The 24177-nt window shown below is 73.6% G+C and carries 24 protein-coding genes and 1 riboswitch; of the genes, 18 read left to right on the forward strand and 6 right to left on the reverse strand.

Annotated features, from left to right (window positions below; translation table 11 throughout):
* The first annotated feature begins 71 nt into the window (after nucleotides 1-71).
* Complete coding sequence (locus tag ACGF3C_RS15910; protein ID WP_030330285.1) at nucleotides 72-401, forward strand: hypothetical protein; 330 nt, start codon at nucleotides 72-74, stop codon at nucleotides 399-401.
* A gap of 113 nt (nucleotides 402-514) precedes the next feature.
* Here the strand turns inward: ACGF3C_RS15910 and ACGF3C_RS15915 are convergent, their stop codons facing one another.
* Nucleotides 515-1138, reverse strand: coding sequence for a carbonic anhydrase (locus tag ACGF3C_RS15915; protein WP_393222868.1), 624 nt, complete (start codon nucleotides 1136-1138; stop codon nucleotides 515-517).
* A gap of 168 nt (nucleotides 1139-1306) precedes the next feature.
* On the opposite strand from ACGF3C_RS15915, the gene ACGF3C_RS15920 reads away from it, so the two are divergent.
* From ACGF3C_RS15920 to ACGF3C_RS15940, 5 genes are all read left to right on the forward strand, one after another.
* A complete protein-coding gene (locus ACGF3C_RS15920) occupies nucleotides 1307-2278 on the forward strand; it encodes an alpha/beta hydrolase (protein ID WP_357221897.1) in 972 nt (323 codons plus the stop codon).
* Between the two features lie 107 nt (nucleotides 2279-2385).
* The gene (locus tag ACGF3C_RS15925) at nucleotides 2386-4503 is read left to right on the forward strand and encodes a HelD family protein (protein ID WP_393222465.1); all 2118 of its coding nucleotides are present in this window, start codon (nucleotides 2386-2388) and stop codon (nucleotides 4501-4503) included.
* 106 nt (nucleotides 4504-4609) lie between these two features.
* Complete coding sequence (locus ACGF3C_RS15930) at nucleotides 4610-5527, forward strand: cation diffusion facilitator family transporter (RefSeq protein WP_393222468.1); 918 nt, start codon at nucleotides 4610-4612, stop codon at nucleotides 5525-5527.
* Between the two features lie 118 nt (nucleotides 5528-5645).
* Nucleotides 5646-5777: riboswitch (cyclic di-AMP (ydaO/yuaA leader) on the forward strand.
* A 5-nt stretch (nucleotides 5778-5782) separates the two neighbouring features.
* A complete protein-coding gene (locus tag ACGF3C_RS15935; protein ID WP_393222470.1) occupies nucleotides 5783-6847 on the forward strand; it encodes a coiled-coil domain-containing protein in 1065 nt (354 codons plus the stop codon).
* Nucleotides 6848-6986: 139 nt separating this feature from the next.
* Nucleotides 6987-7487, forward strand: a complete 501-nt coding sequence (locus ACGF3C_RS15940) for a hypothetical protein (protein WP_357221891.1) — start codon at nucleotides 6987-6989, stop codon at nucleotides 7485-7487.
* A gap of 162 nt (nucleotides 7488-7649) precedes the next feature.
* Here ACGF3C_RS15940 and ACGF3C_RS15945 read toward each other — a convergent pair whose 3' ends face one another.
* The gene (locus ACGF3C_RS15945; protein ID WP_357221889.1) at nucleotides 7650-8120 is read right to left on the reverse strand and encodes an SRPBCC family protein; all 471 of its coding nucleotides are present in this window, start codon (nucleotides 8118-8120) and stop codon (nucleotides 7650-7652) included.
* 191 nt (nucleotides 8121-8311) lie between these two features.
* Here ACGF3C_RS15945 and ACGF3C_RS15950 point away from each other — a divergent pair, with 191 nt between their 5' ends.
* A complete protein-coding gene (locus tag ACGF3C_RS15950) occupies nucleotides 8312-9289 on the forward strand; it encodes a PfkB family carbohydrate kinase (protein WP_357221887.1) in 978 nt (325 codons plus the stop codon).
* Complete coding sequence (gene surE, locus ACGF3C_RS15955; protein WP_393222474.1) at nucleotides 9286-10113, forward strand: 5'/3'-nucleotidase SurE; 828 nt, start codon at nucleotides 9286-9288, stop codon at nucleotides 10111-10113. The genes ACGF3C_RS15950 and surE overlap by 4 nt, the downstream gene beginning before the upstream one ends.
* 18 nt (nucleotides 10114-10131) lie before the next feature.
* Here the strand turns inward: surE and ACGF3C_RS15960 are convergent, their stop codons facing one another.
* Nucleotides 10132-10494: an STAS domain-containing protein gene (locus tag ACGF3C_RS15960; protein WP_088949581.1), complete on the reverse strand. Its 363-nt coding sequence runs from the start codon at nucleotides 10492-10494 to the stop codon at nucleotides 10132-10134.
* A gap of 387 nt (nucleotides 10495-10881) precedes the next feature.
* On the opposite strand from ACGF3C_RS15960, the gene ACGF3C_RS15965 reads away from it, so the two are divergent.
* The 5 genes from ACGF3C_RS15965 (at nucleotide 10882) to ACGF3C_RS15985 (ending at nucleotide 14058) form a co-directional block, all read left to right on the forward strand.
* Entirely contained in the window at nucleotides 10882-11022 is a 141-nt protein-coding gene (locus tag ACGF3C_RS15965) for a hypothetical protein (RefSeq protein WP_181541235.1), read from the forward strand.
* Between the two features lie 169 nt (nucleotides 11023-11191).
* Nucleotides 11192-11587: a hypothetical protein gene (locus ACGF3C_RS15970; protein WP_355008803.1), complete on the forward strand. Its 396-nt coding sequence runs from the start codon at nucleotides 11192-11194 to the stop codon at nucleotides 11585-11587.
* A gap of 645 nt (nucleotides 11588-12232) precedes the next feature.
* Nucleotides 12233-12919: a BON domain-containing protein gene (locus ACGF3C_RS15975; RefSeq protein ID WP_357221881.1), complete on the forward strand. Its 687-nt coding sequence runs from the start codon at nucleotides 12233-12235 to the stop codon at nucleotides 12917-12919.
* Between the two features lie 96 nt (nucleotides 12920-13015).
* The gene (locus tag ACGF3C_RS15980) at nucleotides 13016-13513 is read left to right on the forward strand and encodes a redoxin domain-containing protein (RefSeq protein WP_393222482.1); all 498 of its coding nucleotides are present in this window, start codon (nucleotides 13016-13018) and stop codon (nucleotides 13511-13513) included.
* On the forward strand, nucleotides 13510-14058 hold the full coding sequence (locus ACGF3C_RS15985; RefSeq protein WP_091409221.1) for a DsbA family protein: 549 nt from the start codon (nucleotides 13510-13512) through the stop codon (nucleotides 14056-14058). Before ACGF3C_RS15980 ends, ACGF3C_RS15985 begins: the two co-directional genes overlap by 4 nt.
* 5 nt (nucleotides 14059-14063) lie before the next feature.
* On the opposite strand, the gene ACGF3C_RS15990 is transcribed toward ACGF3C_RS15985, so the two are convergent.
* Nucleotides 14064-16925, reverse strand: coding sequence for a LuxR C-terminal-related transcriptional regulator (locus tag ACGF3C_RS15990; protein WP_393222486.1), 2862 nt, complete (start codon nucleotides 16923-16925; stop codon nucleotides 14064-14066).
* A gap of 144 nt (nucleotides 16926-17069) precedes the next feature.
* On the opposite strand from ACGF3C_RS15990, the gene ACGF3C_RS15995 reads away from it, so the two are divergent.
* From ACGF3C_RS15995 to serS, 5 genes are read left to right on the forward strand one after another with little or no spacing between them, the layout of a single operon-like run.
* A complete protein-coding gene (locus ACGF3C_RS15995) occupies nucleotides 17070-17546 on the forward strand; it encodes a hypothetical protein (protein ID WP_393222489.1) in 477 nt (158 codons plus the stop codon).
* On the forward strand, nucleotides 17543-18691 hold the full coding sequence (locus ACGF3C_RS16000; RefSeq protein ID WP_357231266.1) for an alcohol dehydrogenase catalytic domain-containing protein: 1149 nt from the start codon (nucleotides 17543-17545) through the stop codon (nucleotides 18689-18691). Before ACGF3C_RS15995 ends, ACGF3C_RS16000 begins: the two co-directional genes overlap by 4 nt.
* A gap of 50 nt (nucleotides 18692-18741) precedes the next feature.
* Nucleotides 18742-19938 (forward strand): saccharopine dehydrogenase NADP-binding domain-containing protein, encoded by a 1197-nt coding sequence (locus ACGF3C_RS16005; RefSeq protein ID WP_357231269.1) that lies wholly within the window; start codon nucleotides 18742-18744, stop codon nucleotides 19936-19938.
* Between the two features lie 25 nt (nucleotides 19939-19963).
* A complete protein-coding gene (locus tag ACGF3C_RS16010) occupies nucleotides 19964-21091 on the forward strand; it encodes a MerR family transcriptional regulator (RefSeq protein WP_357231272.1) in 1128 nt (375 codons plus the stop codon).
* A 41-nt stretch (nucleotides 21092-21132) separates the two neighbouring features.
* On the forward strand, nucleotides 21133-22419 hold the full coding sequence (gene serS / locus ACGF3C_RS16015; protein ID WP_393222494.1) for a serine--tRNA ligase: 1287 nt from the start codon (nucleotides 21133-21135) through the stop codon (nucleotides 22417-22419).
* Nucleotides 22420-22545: 126 nt separating this feature from the next.
* Here the strand turns inward: serS and ACGF3C_RS16020 are convergent, their stop codons facing one another.
* A complete protein-coding gene (locus ACGF3C_RS16020; RefSeq protein WP_357234947.1) occupies nucleotides 22546-23436 on the reverse strand; it encodes a cytochrome c biogenesis CcdA family protein in 891 nt (296 codons plus the stop codon).
* Entirely contained in the window at nucleotides 23433-24134 is a 702-nt protein-coding gene (locus ACGF3C_RS16025) for a TlpA family protein disulfide reductase (protein ID WP_393222497.1), read from the reverse strand. The genes ACGF3C_RS16020 and ACGF3C_RS16025 overlap by 4 nt, the downstream gene beginning before the upstream one ends.
* Nucleotides 24135-24177: the final 43 nt, after the last annotated feature.

The following is a 24177-nucleotide window of genomic DNA, read 5'->3' on the forward strand; positions in this document are numbered from 1 at the left end:
CGAGTCACGTACGACCCGCACACAGCCCCCGGACGTCTAGTCCTCCCGTACGTCTTGCAAGGAGTACCTCCGTGGCGAGCAACACCTCTAAGACCGCGCGCGCGTCAGTCCGGGCCGGCCAGGCTGGCCAGGGTGGCGCCCTCAGCGTGCTGGGCGAGTTCAAGTACCTCATCCCGCTCAACGGCGGCAAGCACGCCTACGTGCGGAACCTGACCAACGGCAAGACCGCGCACCTGCGCACGGACTCCGACGCCTTCGTCGAGGAGATCCGCGTTCTGGCCGCCGCCGGCCACGCCGCCAAGATCCGGGCGGAGATCAACAACCTGGCTGCCACCCACCCGGGTGACGGCTGGGAGGCCACCGAGAAGCGCCTGGTCGCGGCCGGCGTCTTCGAGGGCTGAGCCCTCCCCCACCGCTCCAACGAAACCGCCCGCCGGGAGTTCCCGGCGGGCGGTTTCGCGTGCGCGGATCGGCTTCGGGCGGCGGCGGGGACGGTCACTCGGGCCAGGGCGGGTCAGCCTGGATCGAGCAGGGCGACCTCGCCGGTGGCCAGGTCGTAGAGGCCGCCGACCACGGCCACCCGGCCGGCGGCCACCGGCCCGGCCAGCAGATCGTCCTGGCGCAGGGTGCGCACCGTACGCCGGACGTGCCGGCGGATCGCCAGCGGCAGGACCGCCGGATCATCGATCCCCGCCTCGGTGACCGCCGGCGCGATCTCGTCCACCAGGTGCGCCAGCGACCCGCCGGGACGCTGGCCCATGCGCAGCGCCTCCACCGTGGCCTGCACCGCGCCACACCGCTCGTGGCCGAGGACCATCACCAGCGGTACGCCGAGCTGGCCGACCACGTACTCGATCGAGCCGCAGACCGCGCGATCGAGCACGTGCCCACCGGTTCGGATCACGCAGATCGCGCCGAAGGTCTGGTCGAAGATCGCCTCCAACGGCACCCGGGAGTCGATGCAGCCCAGCACCACCGCGTACGGCTGCTGGTCGCCGGAGGCCGCGGCGGCTGCCGTGACGTCGTGTCCGTGCACCGGCTGGCCGCTGACGAACCGCCGATTGCCGGCGAGCAGGTCGGCCAGGGCGGCGCGGGGCGTACCGCCGGCCTGCCGCCCCTGCCCCGACGTCGCACCCATGGGCGCTCCCGACGACCCCATGCCGTCCAGCTTGGCCCGCCGCCGTCCGGCACGGGCGAGGTCGGGAATGTTCGCCACGGCGCGATTGGCGTGGTGTCATGGCGGGTAGCCGGTGTTACCGCCGGGTATCCCGGTGCTGGTGATACTGGCGGCCCTGGGGAGGTGGCGATGCCGGAGCGGTTCGAGGTCGGCCTGCCGGACGGTGTACGGCTCAACGTCGAGGCGACGGGTCCGACGGACGCCCAGGTCACCGCCATCCTGCTGCACGGCTGGACGCTGGACCGGCGCGCCTGGCACCGGCAGGTCGAGGCGCTCACCGCGCCGCAGTTCGGCGATGCGGTGCGGGTGGTCGCCTACGACGCGCGGGGGCACGGCCGGTCCAGCTGCATGGCGCTGCCCACGGCCACCCTGGCCCAGTTGGGTGACGACCTGGCCGCGGTCATCGACGCGGTCGCCCCGAGCGGCCCGGTGGTGCTGGTCGGGCACTCGATGGGCGGCATGACGATCATGGAGTACGCCCACCGCCACCCCGCGCACTTCGCCGCCCGTACCGCCGGCCTGGTCTTCGTCTCGACCACCGCCGAGGGGCACACGCACACCGTCTACGGGCTCTCGCCGCGGATCGCCCGGTTGATCCGGCTGGCCGAGACGACCGGCGCCGGTGTGCTGGCCCGGTGTGGCTCGTGGCGTGCTCCCCGGGCACTGCTGAACGCGCTGCGACCGAGCATCCGGTGGATGCTCTTCGGTGACCGCTGCGAGCCGGCCGACATCCGCCTGGTGACGTCGGCGGTGGCCCGGGCCTCGCTGCGTTCGATCGGCGGGTTCCGCGCCTCCATCGGCACCCAGCACCGCCTGGACACCCTCGCCGCGTTGGCCCACCTGCCGGCCGCCGCCCTGGTCGGCGACCGGGACCGGCTGACCCCACCGCCGTGCGCCGAGTCGATCGCGGCGGCTCTGCCGGCCACCGAGCTGACCGTCTGCCCAGGTGCCGGGCACATGCTGATGATGGAACGCCCGGACGAGGTGAACGCCGCGCTCACCGGCGTCGTACGACGGGCGATCGCCGAATCGTCGCCGGCCCACCTCGGCGCGTCACCGCCGGCCCACCGTGGCGCGGCCCCCGCCGAGACGGGTGCCTGAGCACGTTCGCGCACCTCGGGCGCGGCGGGTCCGCTCCGGGGCCGTACTCTTCTCCGTTGGCCCGCGCGGTTTCCGCCGCCTGCCGGCGACCTCTGAAGGAGCGTGCGTTGACCGACCAGACCGGCCTGGAGCAGGAGATCGCCGTCGAGCAACGACACCTCGACCGGGTGTACGCCCGACTGGCCGAGCTGCGGCAGTCGGCCGTACGCGCCGAGCGTGACGGCTACCGGATGGCCCGGGTGGGCACGCACGGCGCACTGGTCGAGCGCGACGCGATGGTCTTCCACGCCGCGCAGCGGCGGCACACCCTGGACGCCGAGCACGAGGGGCTGGTCTTCGGCCGACTGGACCTGCGCGACCGTCAGGTACTGCACGTCGGGCGACTGGGGATCCGCGACGAGAACGCCGTCACGCTTGTCGTCGACTGGCGCGCGCCGGCCGCCGCCGCGTTCTACCAGGCCACCCCGGCGCAGCCGCTGGACGTGGTGCGGCGCCGCACCATCCAGTCCCGCGCCGAGCGGGTCACCCGGATCGAGGACGACCTGCTGGACCCGACGGCCGCCCCGGAGGGGATGACCATCGTCGGTGACGGCGCGTTGCTGGCCACCCTGTCCAAGGCCACCGGCCGGGGCATGCGCGACATCGTGGCGACCATCCAGCGGGAGCAGGACGAGGCGATCCGCTCGCCGGGTTCCGGGGTGACGATCGTCGCGGGCGGCCCCGGCACCGGCAAGACCGCTGTCGCCCTGCACCGGGCCGCGTTCCTGCTCTACTCCGACCGCAGCCGCTACGCCGGCGGCGGCATCCTGGTGGTCGGCCCGTCGTCGGTGTTCGTCGAGTACATCGGCTCCGTACTGCCGTCGCTCGGTGAGGACACCGCGACCCTGCACTCGCTGGGCACCCTCTTCCCGGGCATGACGGCCACCCGCCCCGACCCGCCCGAGGTGGCGGCGGTGAAGGGCTCGCTGCGGATGCGCCGGGTGCTGGAGCGGGCGGCCCGCGACGCGGTGCCGGGCGGCCCGGGTGAGCTGCGGCTGCTCTACCGGGGCACGCTGCTGCGGTTGGACCGGGTCGCGCTGGACCGGATCCGGGACCGTGCGCTGCAACGCGGCGCACGGCGCAACGAGGTGCGCCGGGCCGGTTTCGACGGGGTGTTCGCCGCGCTCTGGGCGCAGGCCCGTGAGCTGAGCAGCGGTCGGCTGCCGGAGCAACCGGCCTTCGAGGCGGAGATCGCCGAGCGATCGGAGTTCCGGGAGTTCCTCAAGGCGTGGTGGCCTCGGCTGCACCCCCGGCATGTGCTCGGCTGGCTGGCGCAGCCGGACCGGCTGCGCCGGTACGCCGGGGGGATCCTCTCCTCGGCGGAGATCCGGCTGCTCAACGCCGCGTACCGGAACCTGGACTCGGCCGGGCTGACCATCGCCGACGTGGCACTGCTGGACGAGCTGGACGCGCTGCTCGGCAAGCCCGCGCAGCCGGCCCGCGCGCGACGCGACCCGTTCCACCTCGCCGGCGGCGTCCGTGAGCTGAGCACCCTCGGTGAACGGCAACGGGCCGCCCGCGCGGCGGCCCGGGAGCGCCCCGAGGACTACCGGGACTACGCGCACGTGGTGGTGGACGAGGCACAGGACGTCTCGCCGATGCAGTGGCGGATGATCGGTCGACGCGGCCGACTGGCCTCCTGGACCGTGGTGGGCGACCCCGCGCAGACCGCGTGGACCGGCGATCCGGAGGAGCTGACCCGGGCCCGCGACCAGGCGCTGGGCCGGCGTAAGCGACACGACTTCACGCTCACCACCAACTACCGCAACTCGGCGGAGATCTTCGCGGTGGCGGCGGCGGAGATCCGGCGGCTCTACCCGGACCTGCCGCTGCCGACCGCCGTCCGCTCCACCGGGGTCGAGCCGGTGGAGCTGGTGGTGCCCGCGACGGGCTTGGAGACCGCGACCGTGGAGGCCGCCGCCGGCCTGCTGGCCGAGGTGGAGGGCACGGTCGGGGTGATCACGCCGGTCCCCCGCCGGGACGAGGTCGCCGGTTGGCTGGGCGCGCTCGGCGCGCCCAGGTTGCAGGTGGTGACCAGCCTGGAGGCCAAGGGCATGGAGTACGACGGGGTGGTGCTGGTCGCCCCGAGCGAGATCCGGGCGGATCCGGGCGCCGGGGTGCGCACTCTGTACGTGGCGCTCTCCCGGGCCACCCAGCGTCTCACCACCATCGACCCGACCGGCTGACGTGTGCGGACTGCCGCAGGCGGCACGCCCTGCCCGTACACTTGCACACATAGCGATGTGAGCATACATTTGACCGGGTCCCGACCAGCGGCGGAAGGTGGTTCTCGTGGGCGCAGGTCATGACCACCACCATGGGTCCGTCGCCAATGCCGCACACCAGCACCGAGGTCGGCTCTGGGCGGCCTTCGGGTTGCTCGCCACCCTGATGGTGGTCGAAGCGGTGGTCGCACTGCACACCAGCTCGCTCGCCCTGCTCTCCGACGCCGGGCACATGTTCACCGACGTGCTCGGCATCGGGATGGCGCTCGCCGCCATCACGGCGACCCGGCGGGCCACCGGCGACCCGCAGCGCACCTTCGGGCTCTACCGGCTCGAGGTGCTCGCCGCGCTGGCCAACGCCGTCCTGCTCTCCGGCGTCGCGATCTACGTGGTGGTCGAGGCGATCCGCCGCTTCGGTGACCCGCATGAGGTCATCGCCGGCCCGATGCTCGCGGTGGCCGTGCTCGGCCTGCTCGCGAACATCGCCGCATTCGCGCTGCTGCGCGCCGGAGCCCGGGAGAGCATCAACCTCCAGGGCGCCTACCTGGAGGTGCTCGGTGACCTGCTCGGCTCGGTCGGCGTCATCGGCGCGGCGCTGCTCATCACCGTCACCGACTGGTGGTGGGCCGACCCTCTGGTCGCGGTCGCCATCGGCGTGTTCATCCTGCCGCGCACCTGGCGGCTGGCCCGCGCCGCCATCCGCATCCTGGTGCAGGCCGCCCCGGAGCACCTCCAGGTGACCGCCGTGCACGACCGGCTCGCCGCCGTCCCCGGTGTCGTCGAGGTGCACGACCTGCACGTCTGGACGCTCACCTCGGGCATGGAGGTGGCCTCCGCCCACCTGACCATGGCACCGGGCGCGGAGGTCGGCGCGGTGCTCACCGCGGCACGTACGGCCCTGCACGACGACTTCCGCATCGAACACGCGACCTTGCAGATCGAGCCCGGCGCCGCTTCTGGAGCCTGCGGCTCCATCGAATGGTGACCGGTTCGTCGATTTCCGTGGTGACGCACGCACCGTCCGTCACATCGGCTGCAGCGGCCCCACCCGCACCGGTAGGCTCGGTCCCGGCCGTCACCAGGCGGCGCCCTCCCGGCGCCGGTGGCGGTCGCCGCCTAATCGCCCACCTGGGCGAACCGGGGAACCATGTTCCTGGGGTGTATCCGCGTCAGCGGTAGGGATCTTCCGTCCCGAACCCGTCAGCTAACCCGGTCGGCGGCTGACGGAAGGACATGCGCAGTGGCACCAGCACGACCACCCGCCGCCCGACTGGCGGCCCTGATCGTCGCGATGTTCGCCCTCGGCGTCGCGCTTCCGGCCGGCACCGCCTCGGCCGCACCCCCGACCGGCCTGCGGGCCGCCGCACCCGACTCCGACGAGGAGGGCGGCACCCCGGCGTTGCGGGCCCAGCTTGAGGCGGCCAGCAAGGGCTACCTGGACGCGAAGCGCGCCCTGGACACCTCAGTGCAACGGCAGAAGCAGCTCGGCACCCAGTTGAAGACCATCGAGGTCGAGATCGACCAGCGCAACGGCAAGGTCGGCGAGATCGCCGAGGTCGCCTACCGCACCGGCCGGCTCGGTGCGGTGTCGGCGCTGCTCAACAGCAACACCCCGGAAGGCTTCATGGACCGGGCGGCCGCGCTGGACGCGGTGGCGGCCAACGAGGACCGGGTGCTGCGCGACCTGCTGGACACCAAGGACAAGGCCAACCGCACCCGCGTCGCCCTGGACGGCGAGATCAACGAACAGCGCAAGCAGGTCGCGGTGATGGCCAAGCGCAAGGAGCAGGCCGAACGGGCCCTGACCGTGGCCACCACGCCCAAGCCGCAGACCACTGCCGACGCCGGCTCCAACCGGGGCACCTCCAGCGCCAACGCGAAGGCCGCACCGCGCAACTCCGACGGCTCCTGGCCCTCCGAGTCGTGCAGCGTCAACGACCCCACGCCGGCCAACGGCTGCATCACCCCGCGCACCCTGCACGCGCTCAACCAGGCCAAGGCCGCGGGATTCACCCGGTACGTCTCGTGCCACCGCCCCAGCGGCTCGGGTGAACACCCGAAGGGCCGGGCCTGCGACTTCGCGGCGCAGAAGAACGGCTTCGGCGGCAACGCCACCGGCGGCGACAAGACGTACGGCAGCAACCTGGCCGCGTACTTCATCCGCAACGCGGACCGGCTCGCCGTGCTCTACGTGATCTGGTACAGGCAGATCTGGCTGCCCAGCAGCGGGTGGAAGTCGTACAGCGGGGCGCAAGGCACCCCGTCGACCGACCACACCAACCACGTACACCTGTCGGTCTACTGACCCACGCGTCGTGATGCCTGTGAGCCACTGATGCTCACAGGCATCACGTGCGTCCGGGGCCGGGCTACGTCACCGGGCGTACCCCTGATGTCGTCGCTCGTCGGACGACCCGGCCGCGGCCGGCGGGCAGCATCGCGGTATGCCTCGGATCCGACCCACCACCCGCAAGGCGCTGCTCACCCTGCACCTCGTCACCTCGCTCGGCTGGCTCGGCGCCGACCTGGTGCTGCTCACCCTCGGCGTCGCCGTGCAGCGGGGCGCCGACCCGGCGGTGGTCTATCCGGTCACGGCCCTGGTCGGCACGGTGCTGTTCGCGCCGCTGAGCGTCCTGGTCTGGCTGATCGGAGTCGCCAGCTCGCTGCTCACCCCATGGGGCCTGCTGCGCCACCGCTGGGTGCTGGTCAAGCTCGTGCTCACCACGGTGATGGTCGGGCTGGTGCTGTTCCTGCTCACCCCGAATCTGCGTCACGCCGGAGCGGTCGGCGCCGCCCTGCCCGCCCGCGATCGCGCTGACCTGGTCATCGCGCCGGCGGTGTCGACCAGCCTGATGGTCATCGCGACAGTGCTCTCCACCTACAAGCCGTGGGGCCGACGTCCCACCACCCGCCCGACCCGCAACAGCACGCCAACCCCGATCTAACGCCCCCACACCCCGCCCTGCCCGCCCTGCCCGCCCTACGCGCCCGCGATCTTGCACTTGCTGCGCCGACATATGGCTTCATCCCACTGATATCGACAGCCGAAAGTGCAAGATCGGCGCGCCGAGGGGCGCCGCACGGGGTCGGCCACGGGGCGGGGTGGGTCAGGGGTTGGGGGGCGGGGTGTTGGTGGTGCGGTCTAGGGCGGCGCCCAGCCGGGTGGCCAGGGCGAGGTGAGCGGCCTGGGCCTGGCGGAACGCGTAGCGGAACAGGGGCCTCGGCGCGGTCAGGGTGATCTCGACGTCGACGCGGGTCAGGCCGTCCGGCTCGGCGCGTAGTCGAGTGTGGTTTCGCACCGTGGTGGCCGGCCACTGGCGGGCCACCATGACGATCTCGTCGGCCTCGCTGATCAGCACGTCCGCGTGGTAGGTGGTCCGGAAGCGCAGCGGACCGGCCGCCAACCGGTCGTTGATCGTGTAGCTCGCATGGGCGCCGGGCCGGGGCGGTACCCGGCGAACCCGCACGATCAGCGGATGCAGCTCGCCCTGCCGGGTCAGGTCGCTGAGCAACGCTGCCGCCTCGGCGGGTGAGCACCGGGCCTGGACGGTGTAGCTGAAGGTATCGCTGCTGAGCACACCGTCTCCCGCCGTCGTCTGGTCGCCCGATCGTCCCGTACCTATGTCTGGCTGGCAACGCCCCACTGACCCTCAGCGCCGCGCCGGACCGGGCTGATGCGACGACCTGCCACCACCTGCGCCATTAAGGTCGGTTAGTACGAAATATCCCGAAGGTGCCGGAGGGCGGCCAGCATGAACGGCGACGACCGATGAGTGGGCACGTGATGGTCTTCGCGCCCACCCCACAGCTGACGGTGATGGTGGACCAGCCCAACGACCACCCCGAGCTGCACCTGCACCCCGGCGGGCAGGGCGTCTGGCAGGCCCGGATGGTGCTCTCCCTCGGAGTCCACGTGGTGCTCTGCGCCGCCCTCGGCGGTGAGATCGGCCAGGTGCTGGAGCCACTGCTGGTCAGCGAGGGTGTGGACCTCAAGGTGGTGGTCCGTGACTCCGGCAGCGGCGGGTACGTGCACGATCGCCGCGACGGCTCCCGGCAGGAGATCGCCGACGTGCCCGGACAGCCGCTGAGCCGGCACGAGATCGACGAGCTGTACAACCTCGCCCTCGGCGAGGGCCTGCGGGCCTCGGTGAGCATCCTCAGTGGGCCGAACGAACCGTGGCTCGTACCGGCCGACCTGTACCGACGCTTCGCCGCCGACCTCGGCGCGAACGGTGCTCGGGTGGTGGTCGACCTCTCCGGCGATCACCTCGCTTCGGTGCTGGAGAGCGGGGTGTTCTTCCTCAAGGTCAGTCACGAGGAGTTGATCCGCGACGGCCGCGCCCGCAGCGACGACACCGAGGAGCTGACCCGGGCCATGTACGAGTTGCACGCGGGCGGCGCCGAGACCGTGGTGGTGAGCCGCGCCGACCAGCCGGCGTTGGCGCTCATCGACGGGGAGCTGTTCCAGGTCGAGATGCCCCGGCTGGAGGCCGCCGACCCACGCGGCGCGGGCGACTCGATGACGGCCGGAGTGGCCGCCGTCGTGGCCAGGGGCGGCGACATTCGGACCGCCATTCGCACCGGCGCCGCCGCTGGCGCCCTGAACGTGACCCGGCACGGCCTGGGCACCGGGCGGCTGGACTCGATCACCGGCCTGGTGGACCGGGTCCGGCTGGTGCCGGCGGACAGCCGTCAACAGGAGCGGACCACCCCGGACGAGTTGGCCGGCCGGGTGGTCGAGCGATGACCCTGCGGGTGTTGATCACCAACGACGACGGGGTCGCCGCGCCGGGCATCCAGGCGCTGGCCTGGGCAGCCAGGCAGCGGGGCCTGGACGTCGTCGTGGCCGCACCGATGGAGGAGGCGAGCGGCACCAGTGCCGCGATGAGCGCCGTGGAGCGCGACGGACGGGTCGTCGTGAACGACCATCCGCTGCCGGACCTGGCGGGGGTGCCGACGTACGGGGTCGCCGGGTCCCCTGGCTTCATCACGCTGATCGCCCTGCACGGGGCGTTCGGACCACCGCCGTCGGTGGTGCTCTCCGGCGTCAACCGGGGCGCCAACGCCGGCCGGGCGGTGCTGCACTCCGGGACCGTGGGCGCCGCGTTCACCGCCGCCAGCAACGGCTGCCGGGCGATGGCGGTCTCCCTGGACGTGCTCTCCGTGGGCGAGGCGACGGCCGCGAGCGGTGGCGCCGCAGTGGATGCCGCAGCCCGGATACGCGACGCCGAGCGGCACTGGGGCACCGCCGCGCGGGTCGCCCTGGACCTGCTCCCCCGCCTGACCTCCGCGCCCATGGAGAGCGTGCTCAACGTGAACACCCCGGACCTGCCGCACGGGCAGTTGCGTGGGGTGCGGCGCGGCACCCTGGCCAGCTTCGGCCAGGTGCAGATGACGGTGGCCGAATCCGGCCACGGGTTCGTCCGTACCTCGCTGGAGGAGCCGGGGCAGGCCGCACAGCCGGGCACGGACGTGGCGTTGCTGGCCGCCGGGTACGCGTCGGTGACGGCCATCCGAGCGGTCACCGAGGCGACCGACATCGACCTGACCGGTCTGGACGAGCAACCCTGACGGGGAGACCCGGCGCGCTCAGGCGCCGGGCAGCACCTCGGGGGTGGCAGCGCCGGCGAAGTAGGGCTCCGGGGCACCGAAGAGGCCGAGCAGGCCGGTCACCCAGAGCTGCCGGTGCACGAACCGGCTCGGCTGGGTCACCACCAGCTTGACGTCGCTGACCTCGGCCGTCTGGAAGCCGGCGACCATGGCGCTGATGCCGACCGAGTCGATGAAGGTGACCAACCTCATGTTGAGTTCGATGCGCAGCGGGCGGCCCTTGGCCAGCACCTCTGCGATCGCTTCGCGCACCTCGTACGCTGTGTCGACGTCGATCTCACCCCGCGGGGCGATCTCCACGACACCACCGGACAGAACCGACTTCACGATCGACAGGCTCACGCGAGCACCTCCACCCGCCCGTCCCCCGGGCGCCTCATCAGTACGCGGGCCGCGACCGAGAGTATTCCTCTGACGGCCTCGGTCGCCACCCCTCGGGATGAGCAATTCACGGATCCGGGCCCACAAAGCCACCCATATCCGTACTTTTCAGTATCTGATTACTCAAGACTTTTCGTTATCTGACCATCGGCGATCAGTCGGGACCGGCCCGCCGCCGAACCAGGGTAGCGGTCCGGAACCGGCGCGCCCGACATGCGGCCCATGACGTACGCCCGCCCCGTGTGCCGTCGGCGTGTCGCCCACCGTCGGCCGGCGCGGCCCGCGCCCCCCGGTTGCCGACGCGCCCTAGCATCGGCCTGGACACCACCGCTACGGAGAGGATCTTCGATGATCAAGCGACTTGCCGGGCTGGCCGGCGTCGGTGTTCTGCTCGCCCTCGTCCTGGCCTGCGGTTTCGGCGGGGGAGGCGACGATGACGACGATGACGACGACTTCGCCCGAGGTGTCGCCGTGTCAGTGGTGCGCTGATTCGGTGGCGCGCAGGTTCCCGGCGCGCCGGGCTACCGGTGCTGCGTGCAGCTCGGGGTTTGCGTCCGGCTGACCCGGGGCACTGCGGGGTAGGCGACACCGTGACGCGCTGGAAAGACGCCGAAGTCCGAAGTGGCCGGCGGCTTCGGCACCTGAGGAGGTAACCACGATGTTCGGAACCAACCTGCTGGACCGCCGCAGCAAGCCGGAGCGGATCGCGGACCAGGCATGGGAGCACCTGCTCTCAGCGGTCAGCTACGCCGGTGACAGTGTGCGGGACACCGCCCGATCGGCCCGCCAGAACAGCAGCGACCTCGCCGACGGGGCGGGTGACCTGGTGGGCTCCGCCGCCGAGGAGGCGCGACGCCGCGCCTCGCTGGCCTTCGACGCGCTCGCCGGCCGCCAGCCGGCACTGCCCTGGACGCTCCTGATCGGCGCCGCGCTCGTCGGCGCGGCGGTCGGGTGGGCCGTCGGCTCCGCCGCGCGGGCCGCCGGCAGCCGGGACGACACGGTCGACGACGTGGAGTTCGTCGACGTCGACCGCCCCAACTCCCCCGCCGTCTGACCGACAGCACCACCATCGGCCCCGCTCGACCCCGGTCGGGCGGGGCCCGCTGTCATCCGCCCGCTCGGGTGGAACCCGGTCCGCCGGGTGCCGGACCCCTCAGGCGGCCCGGCGGACCGGTGCATCGGTGGTGATCCGGGGTCCCGTCCGGATCACCCGCTCAGTGGCTCGCGCCCGTCACGACGGCAGGTCTGGGTGGTTGTCGGCGCGATACTCCGAGGCTGCCGGTCGGTGGCAGGCCGAAGTGGACGTCGGCGCCGGTGGAGGTCGCCGGACTGATCTGCGCAAGGGCGGTTCCTCTCGGGATCGGGCCCCGGGGGACGGGATTGATCACCTGACTGCCGCCGTGGCCCGGGGGACGAGCACGACGACGAGACGGGTAGAGCTGCCCTGACTCCACCACCCGACGCGACGGCTCCCGCAATCGAGGAATGCGATTACCGTAACCGAAAGCAGCTCGCTTTGGAAGCGCTCCCATCATCGATGTTCGACGCGCTCCCCCACTCGCCCCGCCCAGGTCGGACCCCTCCGTCACCCGGTCCGGGCGAGGGCGGCTCACCCGGGGCGGCGGCAGGATCGCAGCACGGCGGACCTCCGGCCGCGGCCAGCACCCGGTCCGCCATCGGAACAGCGGAGGAGGGACAGATGGCCATCGCGGAGATCAGTCGCACCGACCAGGACATCCAGTCCGCCGTGCTCGACGAGCTGACCTGGGAACCACGGGTGCAGCCGCACGAGATCGGCGTCACCGTCGCCGAGGGCGTCGTCACCCTGACCGGCCGCGTGGACAGCTACGCCAAGAAGTGGGCCGCCGAACGAGCCACCCACCGGGTCGCCTCGGTCCGGGCCGTCGCGAACGACCTGGCCGTGCAGCTCACCAACGGCACCGAGCGCGACGACAGCGACCTGGCCGCCGCGGCCAGCCACGGGCTGGAGTGGGACGCGTTCGTACCCATCGAGAAGCTCCAGGTCACCGTCTCCGCCGGCTGGGTGACGCTGCACGGCGACGTCGAGTGGGAGTACCAACGCCGGGCGGCCGAACGCGCGGTGGCCCGGCTGACCGGCGTACGCGGGGTGAGCAACGGCATCACCGTCCGACCTGCCAGCGCGCCGGACGCCCGCAACCTGGCCGACCGGATCGTCGACGCCCTCGCCCGGGCCGGAGCGACCGAGGCCGAACGGATCAGCGTCCGGGTGCACGGCGACACCGCGATCCTCGCCGGGTTGGTGCACTCGATGCCCGAACGGGCCGAGGTCGAGCAGGTGGCCTGGTCCGCACCGGGCATCCGGGAGGTGCAGAACCACATCGCGGTCGCCCCGGTGCTGCGCTGAGCGGGCGCGGGCGCCCGCTCAGCGGGCGCTGAACGGGCGGGAAACCACCCGGGGTGGGTGAGCCCGTCTCACCCACCCCGGGAGCAGGCTGGTGGCATGAGTGATCCGAACGGGCTGATCCAACCGGGGCGCACCGCACCCGGCTTCACCCTGCCGGCCACCCCGGACGGGGCCCTGCTGGGGCCCGAGCAGTTCCGTGGCCGGCCGGTAGTGCTCGCCTTCTACCCCGCCGACTGGAGCCCGGTCTGCGGTGACCAGATGTCGCTCTACCAGTCGGCGGCACCCGTCTTCGCCCAGTACCAGGCGGTGGTGCTCGGCCTGTCGGTGGACAGCATCTGGTCACACCGGGCGTTCGCGGAGAGCCGGGGCATCGAGTTCCCCCTGCTGTCCGACTTCGAGCCCAAGGGCGAGGTGGCCCGCAGCTACGGCGCGTACATGCCCAACGGTGAGGCGGCACGCGCGCTCGTGGTGCTGGACCCGGCGGGGAAGGTGACCTGGAGCTACCTGTCGCCGCCCGACGTCAACCCCGGCGCCGACGGGATCTTCGACGCGCTGGACCAACTCGCCGCCGATCGGAAGGTGATGGCCCGATGAGCACGCCACTGCAGGTCACCGCCCGACTTCGAGACCCGGTGACCACCGACGACCACATCCGGGGGCCGGCCGACGCGGCGGTGACCATCGTCGAGTACGGCGACTTCCAGTGCCAGTTCTGCGGTGCCGCGTACCCGAACCTGCACGAGTTGCTGCGGCAGCGGGCCGACACCGTACGGCTGGTCTACCGCTACTTCCCGATCGCCAACGTGCACCCGTACGCCGAACGGGCCGCCGAGACGGCCGAGGCCGCCGGGGTCCGGGGCCGGTTCTGGGAGATGCACGACTGGCTCTACGAGCATCAGGACCAGCTCGACCCGGTGCACCTCTCGCTCGGCGTCGAGCAGGTCGGCTTGCCGCCGGACGAGTTGAACGCCGAGGTGGAGAACCGTGCGCACGCGGACCGGGTGCGTCGGGACTTCGTGGGGGGCATCCGCAGCGGGGTGAACGGCACCCCCACCCTGTTCGTGAACGGCATCAGGCACGACGGCGGGTACGACCTGCCCGACCTGCTGACGGCAGCGGATGCCGCCGCGAACGCCTGACCCGCTCAGATCAGACGCAGCTCGCGCGCCCGCCGGACCGCCTCGCGCCGGCGGGTCGCGTCGAGTTTCCGGTAGATGTTGCGGACGTGGGTCTTGACGGTGTTGACCGAGAGGGACAACTCTGCGGCGATCTCCACGTTGGACAGGATGCTCTGCAGGTAGCGCAGAATCGTCAGCTCCCGTTCGGTGAGCGGTTCGTCGAGCGCGCCCCCCGGCCCGGCGGTTGGCCCGGCGGCGCCCTGTCCCGCGCCCCGCACCAGGTCACTGACCAGCGTGAAGTGCGCGGTGCCCGCGTCCAGGTGCGCGGCCAACAGGTCCCGCACCGGTGGTTCGGCGCGGGTGAAGACCCTGCGGCAGCCCTGCGGGCCGGCCAGGCTCAGCGTCTGCTCCAGGATCCGACCCGCCCGACGCCCGTCCCCGGCGCGCTGGGCCAGCACCGCGTCGAGCAGACCGGCGTCCAGGCGTACCGGTAGCGGCCAGGCCGTGGCGGCCGGCGCCTGCCAGTCCGGCAGGGTCCGCTCGGCGACGGCGGCGTCACCGGCCCGCAGCTGCACCTTCGCCAACGTCACGGCGAGCACCGGGTCGGCCCCCTCGTCGGCGGCGTCGGCCAGCAGGTCGCGGGCGGAGTCCAGGTCGCCCCGCGCGGCCCGCAGTTCGGCCTCGGCGGCCCGCAGCAGGCCGGTCAGCTCGTCGGCGGACGGCCGGTCGGCCAGCGCCTCCCGGGCCTGGACGAGCAGCCGCTGGCCGGTCGCCGGGTCACCGGAGTCGCGGCGTAGCTGTGCCCGGCACAGCGCAGCCACCGCCGCCGCCACCGGCTCGTCGGAGGCGGCGGCCAGCCAGTCGCCGCCCAGGGAGGGGTCGCCCAGGGCGGGGTCGCCGGCCCAGCCGTGCGTGACGTCGAGCGCCCCGACGGCGAGGGCGAGGTTCGCGGCGGCCTCCTCGGGCTGGTCGCGCAGCAGTGCCACCACGGCGAGAGCCAGGTACGCGTGGCCGCAGTCGAGCCGACAGGACCAGCCCCGACAGGGCGGCATGCCGAGCGCCTCCCTGGCCGCCTGCTCGGCTGCCCGCAGCTCGCCGCGAACCGCGAGCAGCAGCGCGGCGCGGCTTGTGGCGACCAGCTCGGTGCGCGGCCGGCCGGCTTCCCGCGCGGCCGCCCGGGCCCGCACGAACCGGGCGGTGGGCAGCGCCCCGTCGGCCAACTCGACCAGCCCCAGCGCGGTACCGGTGAACGCCCGCAGGTCCAGGTCGTCGGCGGTGCCGCCGCCACCGGCCGTCGGGGCGGAACTGGAAACCCCGGTCGGCAGCCCGGTGGGAGTGGCTTCCGCCGGTCGGGTCCGCAGCAGGCGAGCGGCGGCGGCCCGGGCCTCGCTGCGGTCGTCGGCGAGCCGGGCCACTGTCAGCTCCAGCGCGGTGACCAACCGCAGGAACCGGTCCCGGCGCGGCACCGGCAGCCCTGCGGCGTGCCCGGCGGCGGCCCGCAGGTGACCGGTGGCGGCCGGCAGGTCACCGGCGTACGCGCGCTCGGCGGCGCAGGCCAGCGCCACCTCCGGGTCGGCCCGGATCACCTCCGCCGGCGGCGGGGTGGGTGCCGGGGCGTGCACCGGGTCCCGGTCGTAGCGGGTGAGCTCCGGCCAGTGCGCGACGAACAGGTCACCGGCCAGGTCCCAGCGGCCGGCGGCCAGGGCGTGCCGCAGAGCGTCGGCGGGCCGCCCGTCAGCCGCGTACCAGTCGGCGGCCCGGACGTGCAGGTCGCGTAGCTCGTCGACGGGCAACCGGGCGAGGTCGGCGCGGAGCAGCTCGGCGAGCAGGGAGTCGTACCGGTACCAGGGCGGCCGGGTGTCCTCCCGGTGCAGCAGACCACCGGTCCCGGCCAGGTCGGCCAGCACCTGCCCGGCGTCGGCGCGGCCGGTCAGCGCTTCGGCCAGGTCGGCGCTGACGGTGTCGACGACTGCGGTACGGCGCAGCAGCTCCTCCTCGGCCGGGTCGAGCGTCGCCAGCACCTCCTCGCGCAGGTAGCCGGCGATCTCCGGGTGGTCTCCGCCGAACTGCCCCACCCAGCGTTCCGGGTCGGACTGTCCGCGTACCGCGAGGGCGGCGATGCGCAGCGCGGCCGGCCAGCCGCCGGTGCGCTCCCGCAGCCGGCGCACAGCGGTCGCCGGCAGCGCGGCGGCGTGGGCGGTGAGCAGGTCGGCCACCTCGTCGTCGGTGAACGCCAGCTCGTCCGGGCCGATCTCGGTCAGCTCGCCGGCGAGACGGAGCCGGTGCAGTGGCAGGTGCAGTCCGGCCCGCGCGCCGATCACCAGACGGAGCCGCCGCCCGGCGTGCCGCAGCAGGAACTCCAGGCCGGTCAACGCCGCCGGGTCGGCGACCCGGTGCAGGTCGTCCAGGATCAGCAGCACCGGCCGGTCGGCGGCGGCGAGCATGGCGGCCAGCGCCTCCAGTTGGTCGGGGCGGGGCGGCCGGTCGGGCACCGGGCCGCCCTCCGTCGCCCCGGTCGCCGAACGCAGCGCCGCGGCGAGGTACGCCCAGAGCCGGTCGGAGTCGTCGCCTGCCTCCACCGACATCCACGCCGAGACCGGGACGTCAGCCGACGAGACCGACAGGTCACCGCTGTCCGGCACCATCCCGCCCGGCTCCACGTCGGGCGGCGCGCCGCCCAGCCGTGTCCAGGACGCGAGCAGGGTGGTCTTGCCCCAGCCGGCGGGAGCGGCGACCAGGGTGACCGGTCCCGCACTGCCCTCGTCCAACCGGCGCAGCAGGCGGGGCCGGGCGACCACCGGCTCCGGCGGCACGGCCGGCGTCAGCCGGGACGCCAACAGCGGTGGCCCCGATGCCGGTTCGACCCGTACGTGATCCTGTTCCGGCACCCAGCCCCACCCCCACCACGCGCTCCGCCCCCGGTCGGCGAGCGGTTACCCGGCACGGGCCGGTTCACCCCTTCCGGGCGAGCGCGCTTCACCCGGGTGCGACCGACGATCGGGGGACGTGAACCGGGAGGACGGGTGGTACCGATGGGACGGCTGGCGCGGGCGGGACCCGCCCTCGGTGGGGCGGCGCTGGCCGGGGCGGCGCGGCTGCTGCGCGTACCCCGTCGGGCTGGCCGGCACGGCGCGGACGGCGACGCCGCACCACGTGGCCGGCACGGCGCGGACGGTGACGCCGCAGCGTCGGCCCGGTGGGAGGTGGTGACCGTCGACCGGCCGCCGGAGCAGGTGCTGCCGGAGGGCCGCTGGCCGGAGCCGCTGCGTCGCCTGGACGGGGCGGTCGAGGTGCGGGTGCGCCCGGCGCCCGGTGACCGGGGCACCGAACTGGCCGCCCGACCGCTGGCCGGCGTCACACCGCCCACCGGGCTCGCCGCCCACGTCGTCGGCGACGACCCGGGTCTGCTGGTCCGCCGGACCCTGCGCCAGATCAAGCAACGGGTGGAGGCCGGTGAGGTGCTCCGCGCGGACCGCTCGGCGCTGGACCGCCCCGAGGTCCCCGGGTGAGAGCGCTCTGCTGGGTGGCCCCCGGCGAACTGGCCGTACGCGAGGTCCCCGACCCGGAGCTGCGCAACGAGCGTGACGTCATCGTCCGGGTTCGGCGCAGCGCCACCTGCGGCGGTGACCTGCCGCTGCTGGCCGGCCGGCACCCGCTGCTGCGGCCCGGCGAGGTGCTCGGCGCCGAGTTCCTGGGCGAGGTGGTGGAGGTCGGCCCCGGGGTCCGCCGACACCGCGCCGGCGACCGGGTGGTCGTCGGTGCGAGCGTGGCCTGCGGCGGCTGCTGGTACTGCCGCCAGGGCCTGCACTCCTGCTGCGACAACGCCCACGCCGACCTGCCCAGCGCCGACCCCGACTGGGCCCGCTCCGACGCAGGCTGTTTCGGCCGACCCCGGGCGGCGGGCGGTTTCGCTGGCGGCCACGCCGAGTACGTGCGGGTGCCGTACGCCGATGTGAGCGCGTTCCGGGTGCCGGACGCCGTCGCCGACGACCGTGCGGTGTTCGCGGCGGACGTGGCGCCTACCGGGTGGCTCGCCGCCGAGTTGGGTGCGGTGCGTCCCGGCGACGTGGTGGCGATCTGGGGCGCCGGGGCGGTGGGTCAGGTGACCGCCCGGGCGGCGGTGCTGCGCGGAGCCGCCCGGGTGCTGGTCGTGGACCGACACGAGCAGCGGCTGCGGATGGCCGAGCGGCACTCCGACGCCGAGCCGCTCGACTACCGCCACACCGACGTCGCGGCCGAACTGCGCGACCGAAGCGGTGGGCGCGGGCCGGACGTGTGCGTGGTGGCGGTCGGCACGCCACCGGCCCGGTCGAGGGCCGACCGGTTCGGTGGCCAGCACGCCGACCGACCGGACGCGCTGCGTGAGGCAGTGCACGCGTGCCGCAAGAGCGGTGTGGTGGTGGTGCTCGGCACGACGGGCGGGTTCGTCGACGCGTTCCCGCTGGGCGCGCTGACCGAACGGCGACTCACGCTGCGCGGCGCCGGTCGGCCGGATCTGCGGGACGTGCCGATGCTGCTGGACCGGATGGCCCGCGACGAGCTGCGGACCGAACACCTGGCCACCCACCGGCTGCCGTTGGCGCAGGGCCCCGAGGGGTACGCGCTGTTCCGGGACCGGGCCGACGGCTGCGTACGCGCCGTGTTCACGCCGTGACCGCCTCCTCGTGATCGCTGATCGGCGACCACGAATGGCAGACTCTGAGGATGACTGGCGAGCGAACGTACGACGTGGTGCTGTTCGGAGCGACCGGGTTCACCGGCGGCCTGACCGCCGAATACCTGGCCCGGCACGCGCCGGCCGAGCTGCGCTGGGCGTTGGCCGGGCGCAACCCGCAGCGCCTCGCCGCCCTGCGGGACCGGCTCGCCGCGATCGACCCGGGCCTGGCCGACCTGCCGCTGCTCACCGCCGACGTGACCGCCGCCGAGTCCCTGCGGGCGGTGGCGGAGAGCGCCCGGGTGGTGGCCAGCACTGTCGGCCCGTACATCCACCACGGGGAGCCGCTGGTCGGGGCGTGCGCCCGTGCCGGCACCGACTACCTGGACATCACCGGCGAGCCGGAGTTCGTCGACCTCATGTACGTGCGTCACCACGCCGAGGCGGCACGCACCGGCGCGCGGCTGGTGCACGCCTGCGGCTTCGACTCCGTCCCGCACGACCTGGGCGTCTGGTTCACCGTCAAACAGCTGCCCACCGACGTCCCGATCACAGTGGACGGGTACGTACGCGCCGGCGGTCGGTTCTCCGCCGGCACCTACCACTCGGCGCTCACCGCGTTCTCCCGTACCGGGCAGGCCAGCCAGGCCGCCCGGGACCGTCGGGCGGTCGAGCCGCGCCCCACCGACCGGCGCGTCCGGGCGGTGCCCGGCCGGCTGGCCCGCTCGGCGGAGCTGGGCATCTGGACCGTGCCGCTGCCGACCATCGACCCGCAGGTGGTCCGCCGCTCGGCTGCGGCCCGCCCGGAGTACGGCCCGGACTTCCGCTACCGGCACTTCGCCGCCGTGAAGCGGCTGCCCACCGTGCTGGCCGGTGCGGCCGGGCTCGGCGCGCTGATCGGGCTGGTGAAGCTGCCGCCCAGCCGACGCTGGCTGCTCGGCCGGCTCGCGTCCGGGCAGGGGCCCACGGCGGAGCAGCGGGCATCGTCCTGGTTCCGGGTCCGGTTCGTCGGCACCGGCGGCGGGCGGCGGGTGGTCACCGAGGTCGCCGGCGGTGACCCCGGCTACGACGAGACGGCGAAGATGCTCGCCGAGTCGGCGCTGTGCCTGGCGCTCGACGAGCTGCCGTCGACCGCCGGTCAGCTCACCCCGGTCGCCGCGATGGGTGACGCGCTGCTCGACCGGCTCGTCCGGGCCGGCCTCACCTTCCGGGTGCTCAAGCAGGAGACGCGGGAGCCCGCCGCTTGACCCTCAACCGGGTCGAGGGGGCAGGATGCCCAGCGTGAGTGACCTGCACAGCATCGGCGAGCTGGCCCGAGCCAGCGGCCTGACCGTCAGCGCACTGCGCTTCTACGACTCGGCCGGTGTGCTGGAGCCGACCCTGGTCGACCCGGTGACCGGCTACCGCTGGTACACCGAGGGGCAGATCGCCCCGGCCCGGCTGGTGGCCGGGCTGCGTCGGATCGGCATGCCGGTGCCGGAGATCGCCGCCGCGGTACGCGCCGAGCCGGCAGTGGTGCACCACCTGCTCGACGCGCACCTGCGTCGGCTGGCCGACGGGCTCAGCGACGCCCGCCGCGAGGTCGACCGCCTCCGCGCCCTGGTGGACCCGGCCCCGCCGACCGCCACCACACTCCTGGTCACCCCCACCGCCCTGGCCGCAGCGCTCGACGCGGTGCGCTTCGCCGTCGGCGTCGACCCGGAGCTGCCGATGCTGGCCGGGGTGCTGTTCGACGTGGAGTCCGACGGCGTCCGGCTCGTCGCCACCGACCGGTACCGGCTCGCGCTGGCTCGGGCCGGGGCCGACGTCGACGGGCCGCCCGTGCGGGTGTTCCTGCCGGTGGCCCTCGTCGACCAGCTCCGGCCGCTGCTCGACACCGGCGACACCTGGCCGGTACGGCTGACGGTGGCGGGCACGGACCTGCGGGTGCGGGTGGCCGACCGCACGCTGACCGCCGCCGCCCTGCCGTACGACTTCCCGGACTACCACCGGCTGTTGCGTAAGTCCGTCGGTGAGCGACCGACCGCGCGCCGGATCCCGGTGGACGTGGCCGCGCTGCGCGCCGCGCTGGCCGACCCGGCGGCACCCACTGTCGCCCTCGACCACGACGGCACGACCCGGCCGGTCACCGTGCTCGGCGTCGACGACCAGGGCGGGCTGCGGCTGCTTCCCGCCGCCGACCTGGGCACTGACGCGCTGCGGGTCGGGGTGGACGGCGGTTACCTGCTGGACGCGCTGAACGCGGCCGGCGCACCGCAACTGGTGCTGGAGCTGGATGGGCCGATCGCACCGCTGGCCGTACGCCGACCCGATGACGCCGACACCTACTCGGTGCTGATGCCGATCCGGCTGGAGAACCTCCCCGTCCCGGGCCGAGAGGGCCGCGACGGTAGCATCTGATGGTTCACCAGTGAACCCCGGACGGAGGCGTACGGAGCAGCATGCTCGACATGGAGTTGATCCGGAAGGATCGCGAGGCGGTGGCGACCGCGCTGGCGAAGCGTCTGGATCCCGCCGAGGTCACCCGTGCCCTGGACGAGATCCAGCGGCTCGACCAGGAACGCCGCGCCCTGATCACGGAGATCGACGCCGAGCGGCAGCGCCGCAAGGCCGAGGCCCGGGCGTACGCGCAGGCGAAGCGGGCCGGCGAGGAGCCGCAGGCCGCCGCACCGGAGGCGGAGCGTAAGCAGCTCGCCGAGCTGGAGTCCCAGCTGGACGAGGTGCAGGCCCGGCTACGCGACGCGATGAGTGAGCTGCCCAACCTGCCCAGCGACGACGTCGTGGCCGGCGGCAAGGAAGCCAACCGGGTGGTGAAGACCTTCGGTGAGCCGCCGGTGATCGAGAAGGTCCGCGACCACGTGGAGCTGAGCCGCGCGTTGGGCCTGGTCGACTACGAGCGTGGGGTCAAGCTCGGTGGTTCCGGTTTCTGGATCTACACCGGGGTCGGCGCCCGGCTGGAGTGGGCGCTGCTCAACTACTTCGTCGACCAGCACATCAGGGCCGGCTACGAGTTCCTGCTCCCGCCGCACCTGCTGCTGGACTCGGCCGGCTTCGCCGCCGGGCAGTTCCCCAAGTTCTACGACGACGTCTACCACCTGGACTCGGCGTCCGCCCCGCGCGGCCAGTTCCTGCTGCCCACGTCGGAGACGGCGATCCTCGGCGCGTACCAGGACGAGATCCTGGAGACCCCGAAGCTGCCGCTGAAGGCGTTCGCGTACACCCCGTGCTACCGGCGGGAGTCCGCAGGCTCGCACTCGGACGAGCGCGGCACGGTGCGGGGGCACCAGTTCAACAAGGTGGAGATCTTCCAGTTCACCCTGCCGGAGCAGGCCGACGCGGCGCTGGAGGAGATGCTCGCCCACGCCGAGAGCCTGGTCGAAGGGCTGGGACTGCACTACCAGCGCACGCTGCTCTCGGCCGGTGACGCCAGCGCCTCGATGAAGAAGACCCTCGACATCGAGGTGTGGATGCCGAGCACTGGCAAGTACAAGGAGGTGTCGTCGGTCTCCTGGGCCGGCGACTACCAGGCGCGTCGCGCGGCCATCCGTTACCGCGAGCCGGGCGGCAAGCAGACCCGCTTCGTGCACACCCTCAACGGGTCGGCACTGGCCACCAGCCGGCTCTTCCCGGCCATCCTGGAGCAGAATCAGCAGGCCGACGGCAGCGTCCTGGTCCCCAAGGTCCTCCAGGACCGCCTGGGCACCGACCGCCTGACCCCCCTGCGCTAGCCGGCCCCCGAAGCGGTCGAAAGCGGCGGGGCCGGTGCGAACGCACCGGCCCGGCCGCCGTCCATTCAGGCCACAGGTGTAACGCCGTGGTCAATCCCCACCGCGCCCTCCTGGTTGATCATGAAGTTATTGCCCGTCACCCCGGCGTGTCGCGGCGATAACTTCATGATCGACAGAGGCTGGGGGCGGGCGGTGGGCGCGCTTCACCAGGAGCGCGGCCAGGAGGAACGTGGCCAGGGCGGCCAGCAGCACCGCCGGGCCGATCCGGTCCAGGGCGTCGGCCAGGGCTCGCTGGACCTGGGCGGCCACCCGGATGACCGGGTCGTGCAGGGCATCACGGCGGCCGGCGGCGAGCCGTAGCTCGTACCAGCCGTACCAGGCGACGTAGCAGCCGGCGATCAGCAGCACCAGTCCACTGAGGCGGGGCACCAGCGCGCCGGCGACGCGCAGCCGGGCCACCAGGCCGTCGCGCACCAGCGCCACCCCGAGCGCGGCGACCGCGACCACCAGACCCATCCCGAGGGCGTACGCGCCGAACAGCGCCAACCCCTGACCGGTCGAGCCGGCCTGGAGGCTGGTCACCACGATGGCCAGGAACGGCGCGATGGCGCAGCCGAGTGACGCCAGGGCGTACGCGGCGCCGAACAGCACCATCGACGGCCAGGTGCGGGTCAGCCGAGGTGCACGGGCCGACCAGCCGGGGGCGGGCAGCCGCCGACCGGCGAGCAACCAGCAGCCGGCCACCACCAGCAGCACGCCGAGCGCCACGGTCAGCCACGGCAGCCGGGGTCGCAGCCAGCCGGCCAACGGCGCCAGCGCCAGGCCGAACGCGCCGAACACCAGCACGTACCCCACTGTCAGCCCGGCCGCCGCGGTGAGCGCGCGGCCGACCGCGCCGCGGGTGTCCGACTTCCCGGCGACCAACAGCGAGAGGTACGCGGGCAGCAACGCGAAGCCGCACGGGTTGACAGCGCCGAGCATGCCGGCGGTCAGCGCGAGCAGCAGTGTGGCGGTCACGCCCCGGCCAGTGCGGCGACCTTGGCGGTGAGCGCCTCACCGTCCAGGAAGCCGTGGTGCACGACAGCGCCGTTCCGGTCGATGATCACGAAGATGCTCTGCTCGGTCACCTTGAACCGCTTCCAGAGCGCGCCCTTGGTGTCCTCGATCTGCGTCGTCGCGCCGAGGTCGAACTCGGTGACGAACTCCTTCATGGCCTTCCGCTCGCCCAGCCCGGCGACGCCGACGATCGGCACGGCGTCCCGGTATCGGGGTTCGATCTCGGCCACCGTCCAGGCCTGGCTGGCGCAGGTGGCGCACCACGGCGCCCAGAACCACAGCACCACCGGTTTGCCGGCGAGCCGTGCCGCGTCGAACGCCGCCCCACCGAGCGTGGTCCCGGTGAAGCGCAGCACGTCCGGGACCTGCGCCGGAGCGGCCGGCGGCCCGCCGGTCGGCGTGGACGCTGCCCCGGTCGGTGCGGGTGGCGCCCCCGTCGTGGTGGACGGGACATCGGTCGACGCCGGGGCCGACCCGGCGGCGGCGGGCCCACCCGGCGCGGTGCCGGTGCAGGCGGCGACACCCAACAGTGCCACCACGAGCGCCCCGGCGGCAGCGGCCCGGTGTACCTGCCCGGCCGCGGTCCCGCGGCGCAACTGCCCGGCTGCGGTCCGGCGGCGTGACTGCCCGGCCCCTGTCCACGCCATGCTGATCCGCATCCGATTCTCCGTTCCGGTCCGGAAGGGACCCCTTGGTGGGCCT

Origin of the sequence: Micromonospora sp. NPDC047762, from assembly GCF_043204655.1 — a bacterium.
Classification (GTDB): Bacteria; Actinomycetota; Actinomycetes; order Mycobacteriales; family Micromonosporaceae; genus Micromonospora.

Excerpts from the sequence above, each read along its gene's own strand:
- ACGF3C_RS15915 (WP_393222868.1), bottom strand. The coding sequence starts at position 1,138 with ATGGGTGCGACGTCGGGGCAGGGGCGGCAGGCCGGCGGTACGCCCCGC.
- ACGF3C_RS15920 (WP_357221897.1), top strand. The coding sequence starts at position 1,307 with ATGCCGGAGCGGTTCGAGGTCGGCCTGCCGGACGGTGTACGGCTCAAC.
- ACGF3C_RS15940 (WP_357221891.1), top strand. The coding sequence starts at position 6,987 with ATGCCTCGGATCCGACCCACCACCCGCAAGGCGCTGCTCACCCTGCAC.
- ACGF3C_RS15950 (WP_357221887.1), top strand. The coding sequence starts at position 8,312 with ATGAGTGGGCACGTGATGGTCTTCGCGCCCACCCCACAGCTGACGGTG.
- surE (WP_393222474.1), top strand. The coding sequence starts at position 9,286 with ATGACCCTGCGGGTGTTGATCACCAACGACGACGGGGTCGCCGCGCCG.
- ACGF3C_RS15965 (WP_181541235.1), top strand. The coding sequence starts at position 10,882 with ATGATCAAGCGACTTGCCGGGCTGGCCGGCGTCGGTGTTCTGCTCGCC.
- ACGF3C_RS15970 (WP_355008803.1), top strand. The coding sequence starts at position 11,192 with ATGTTCGGAACCAACCTGCTGGACCGCCGCAGCAAGCCGGAGCGGATC.
- ACGF3C_RS15975 (WP_357221881.1), top strand. The coding sequence starts at position 12,233 with ATGGCCATCGCGGAGATCAGTCGCACCGACCAGGACATCCAGTCCGCC.
- ACGF3C_RS15980 (WP_393222482.1), top strand. The coding sequence starts at position 13,016 with ATGAGTGATCCGAACGGGCTGATCCAACCGGGGCGCACCGCACCCGGC.
- ACGF3C_RS15985 (WP_091409221.1), top strand. The coding sequence starts at position 13,510 with ATGAGCACGCCACTGCAGGTCACCGCCCGACTTCGAGACCCGGTGACC.
- ACGF3C_RS15995 (WP_393222489.1), top strand. The coding sequence starts at position 17,070 with ATGGGACGGCTGGCGCGGGCGGGACCCGCCCTCGGTGGGGCGGCGCTG.
- ACGF3C_RS16005 (WP_357231269.1), top strand. The coding sequence starts at position 18,742 with ATGACTGGCGAGCGAACGTACGACGTGGTGCTGTTCGGAGCGACCGGG.
- ACGF3C_RS16010 (WP_357231272.1), top strand. The coding sequence starts at position 19,964 with ATGCCCAGCGTGAGTGACCTGCACAGCATCGGCGAGCTGGCCCGAGCC.
- serS (WP_393222494.1), top strand. The coding sequence starts at position 21,133 with ATGCTCGACATGGAGTTGATCCGGAAGGATCGCGAGGCGGTGGCGACC.
- ACGF3C_RS16025 (WP_393222497.1), bottom strand. The coding sequence starts at position 24,134 with ATGCGGATCAGCATGGCGTGGACAGGGGCCGGGCAGTCACGCCGCCGG.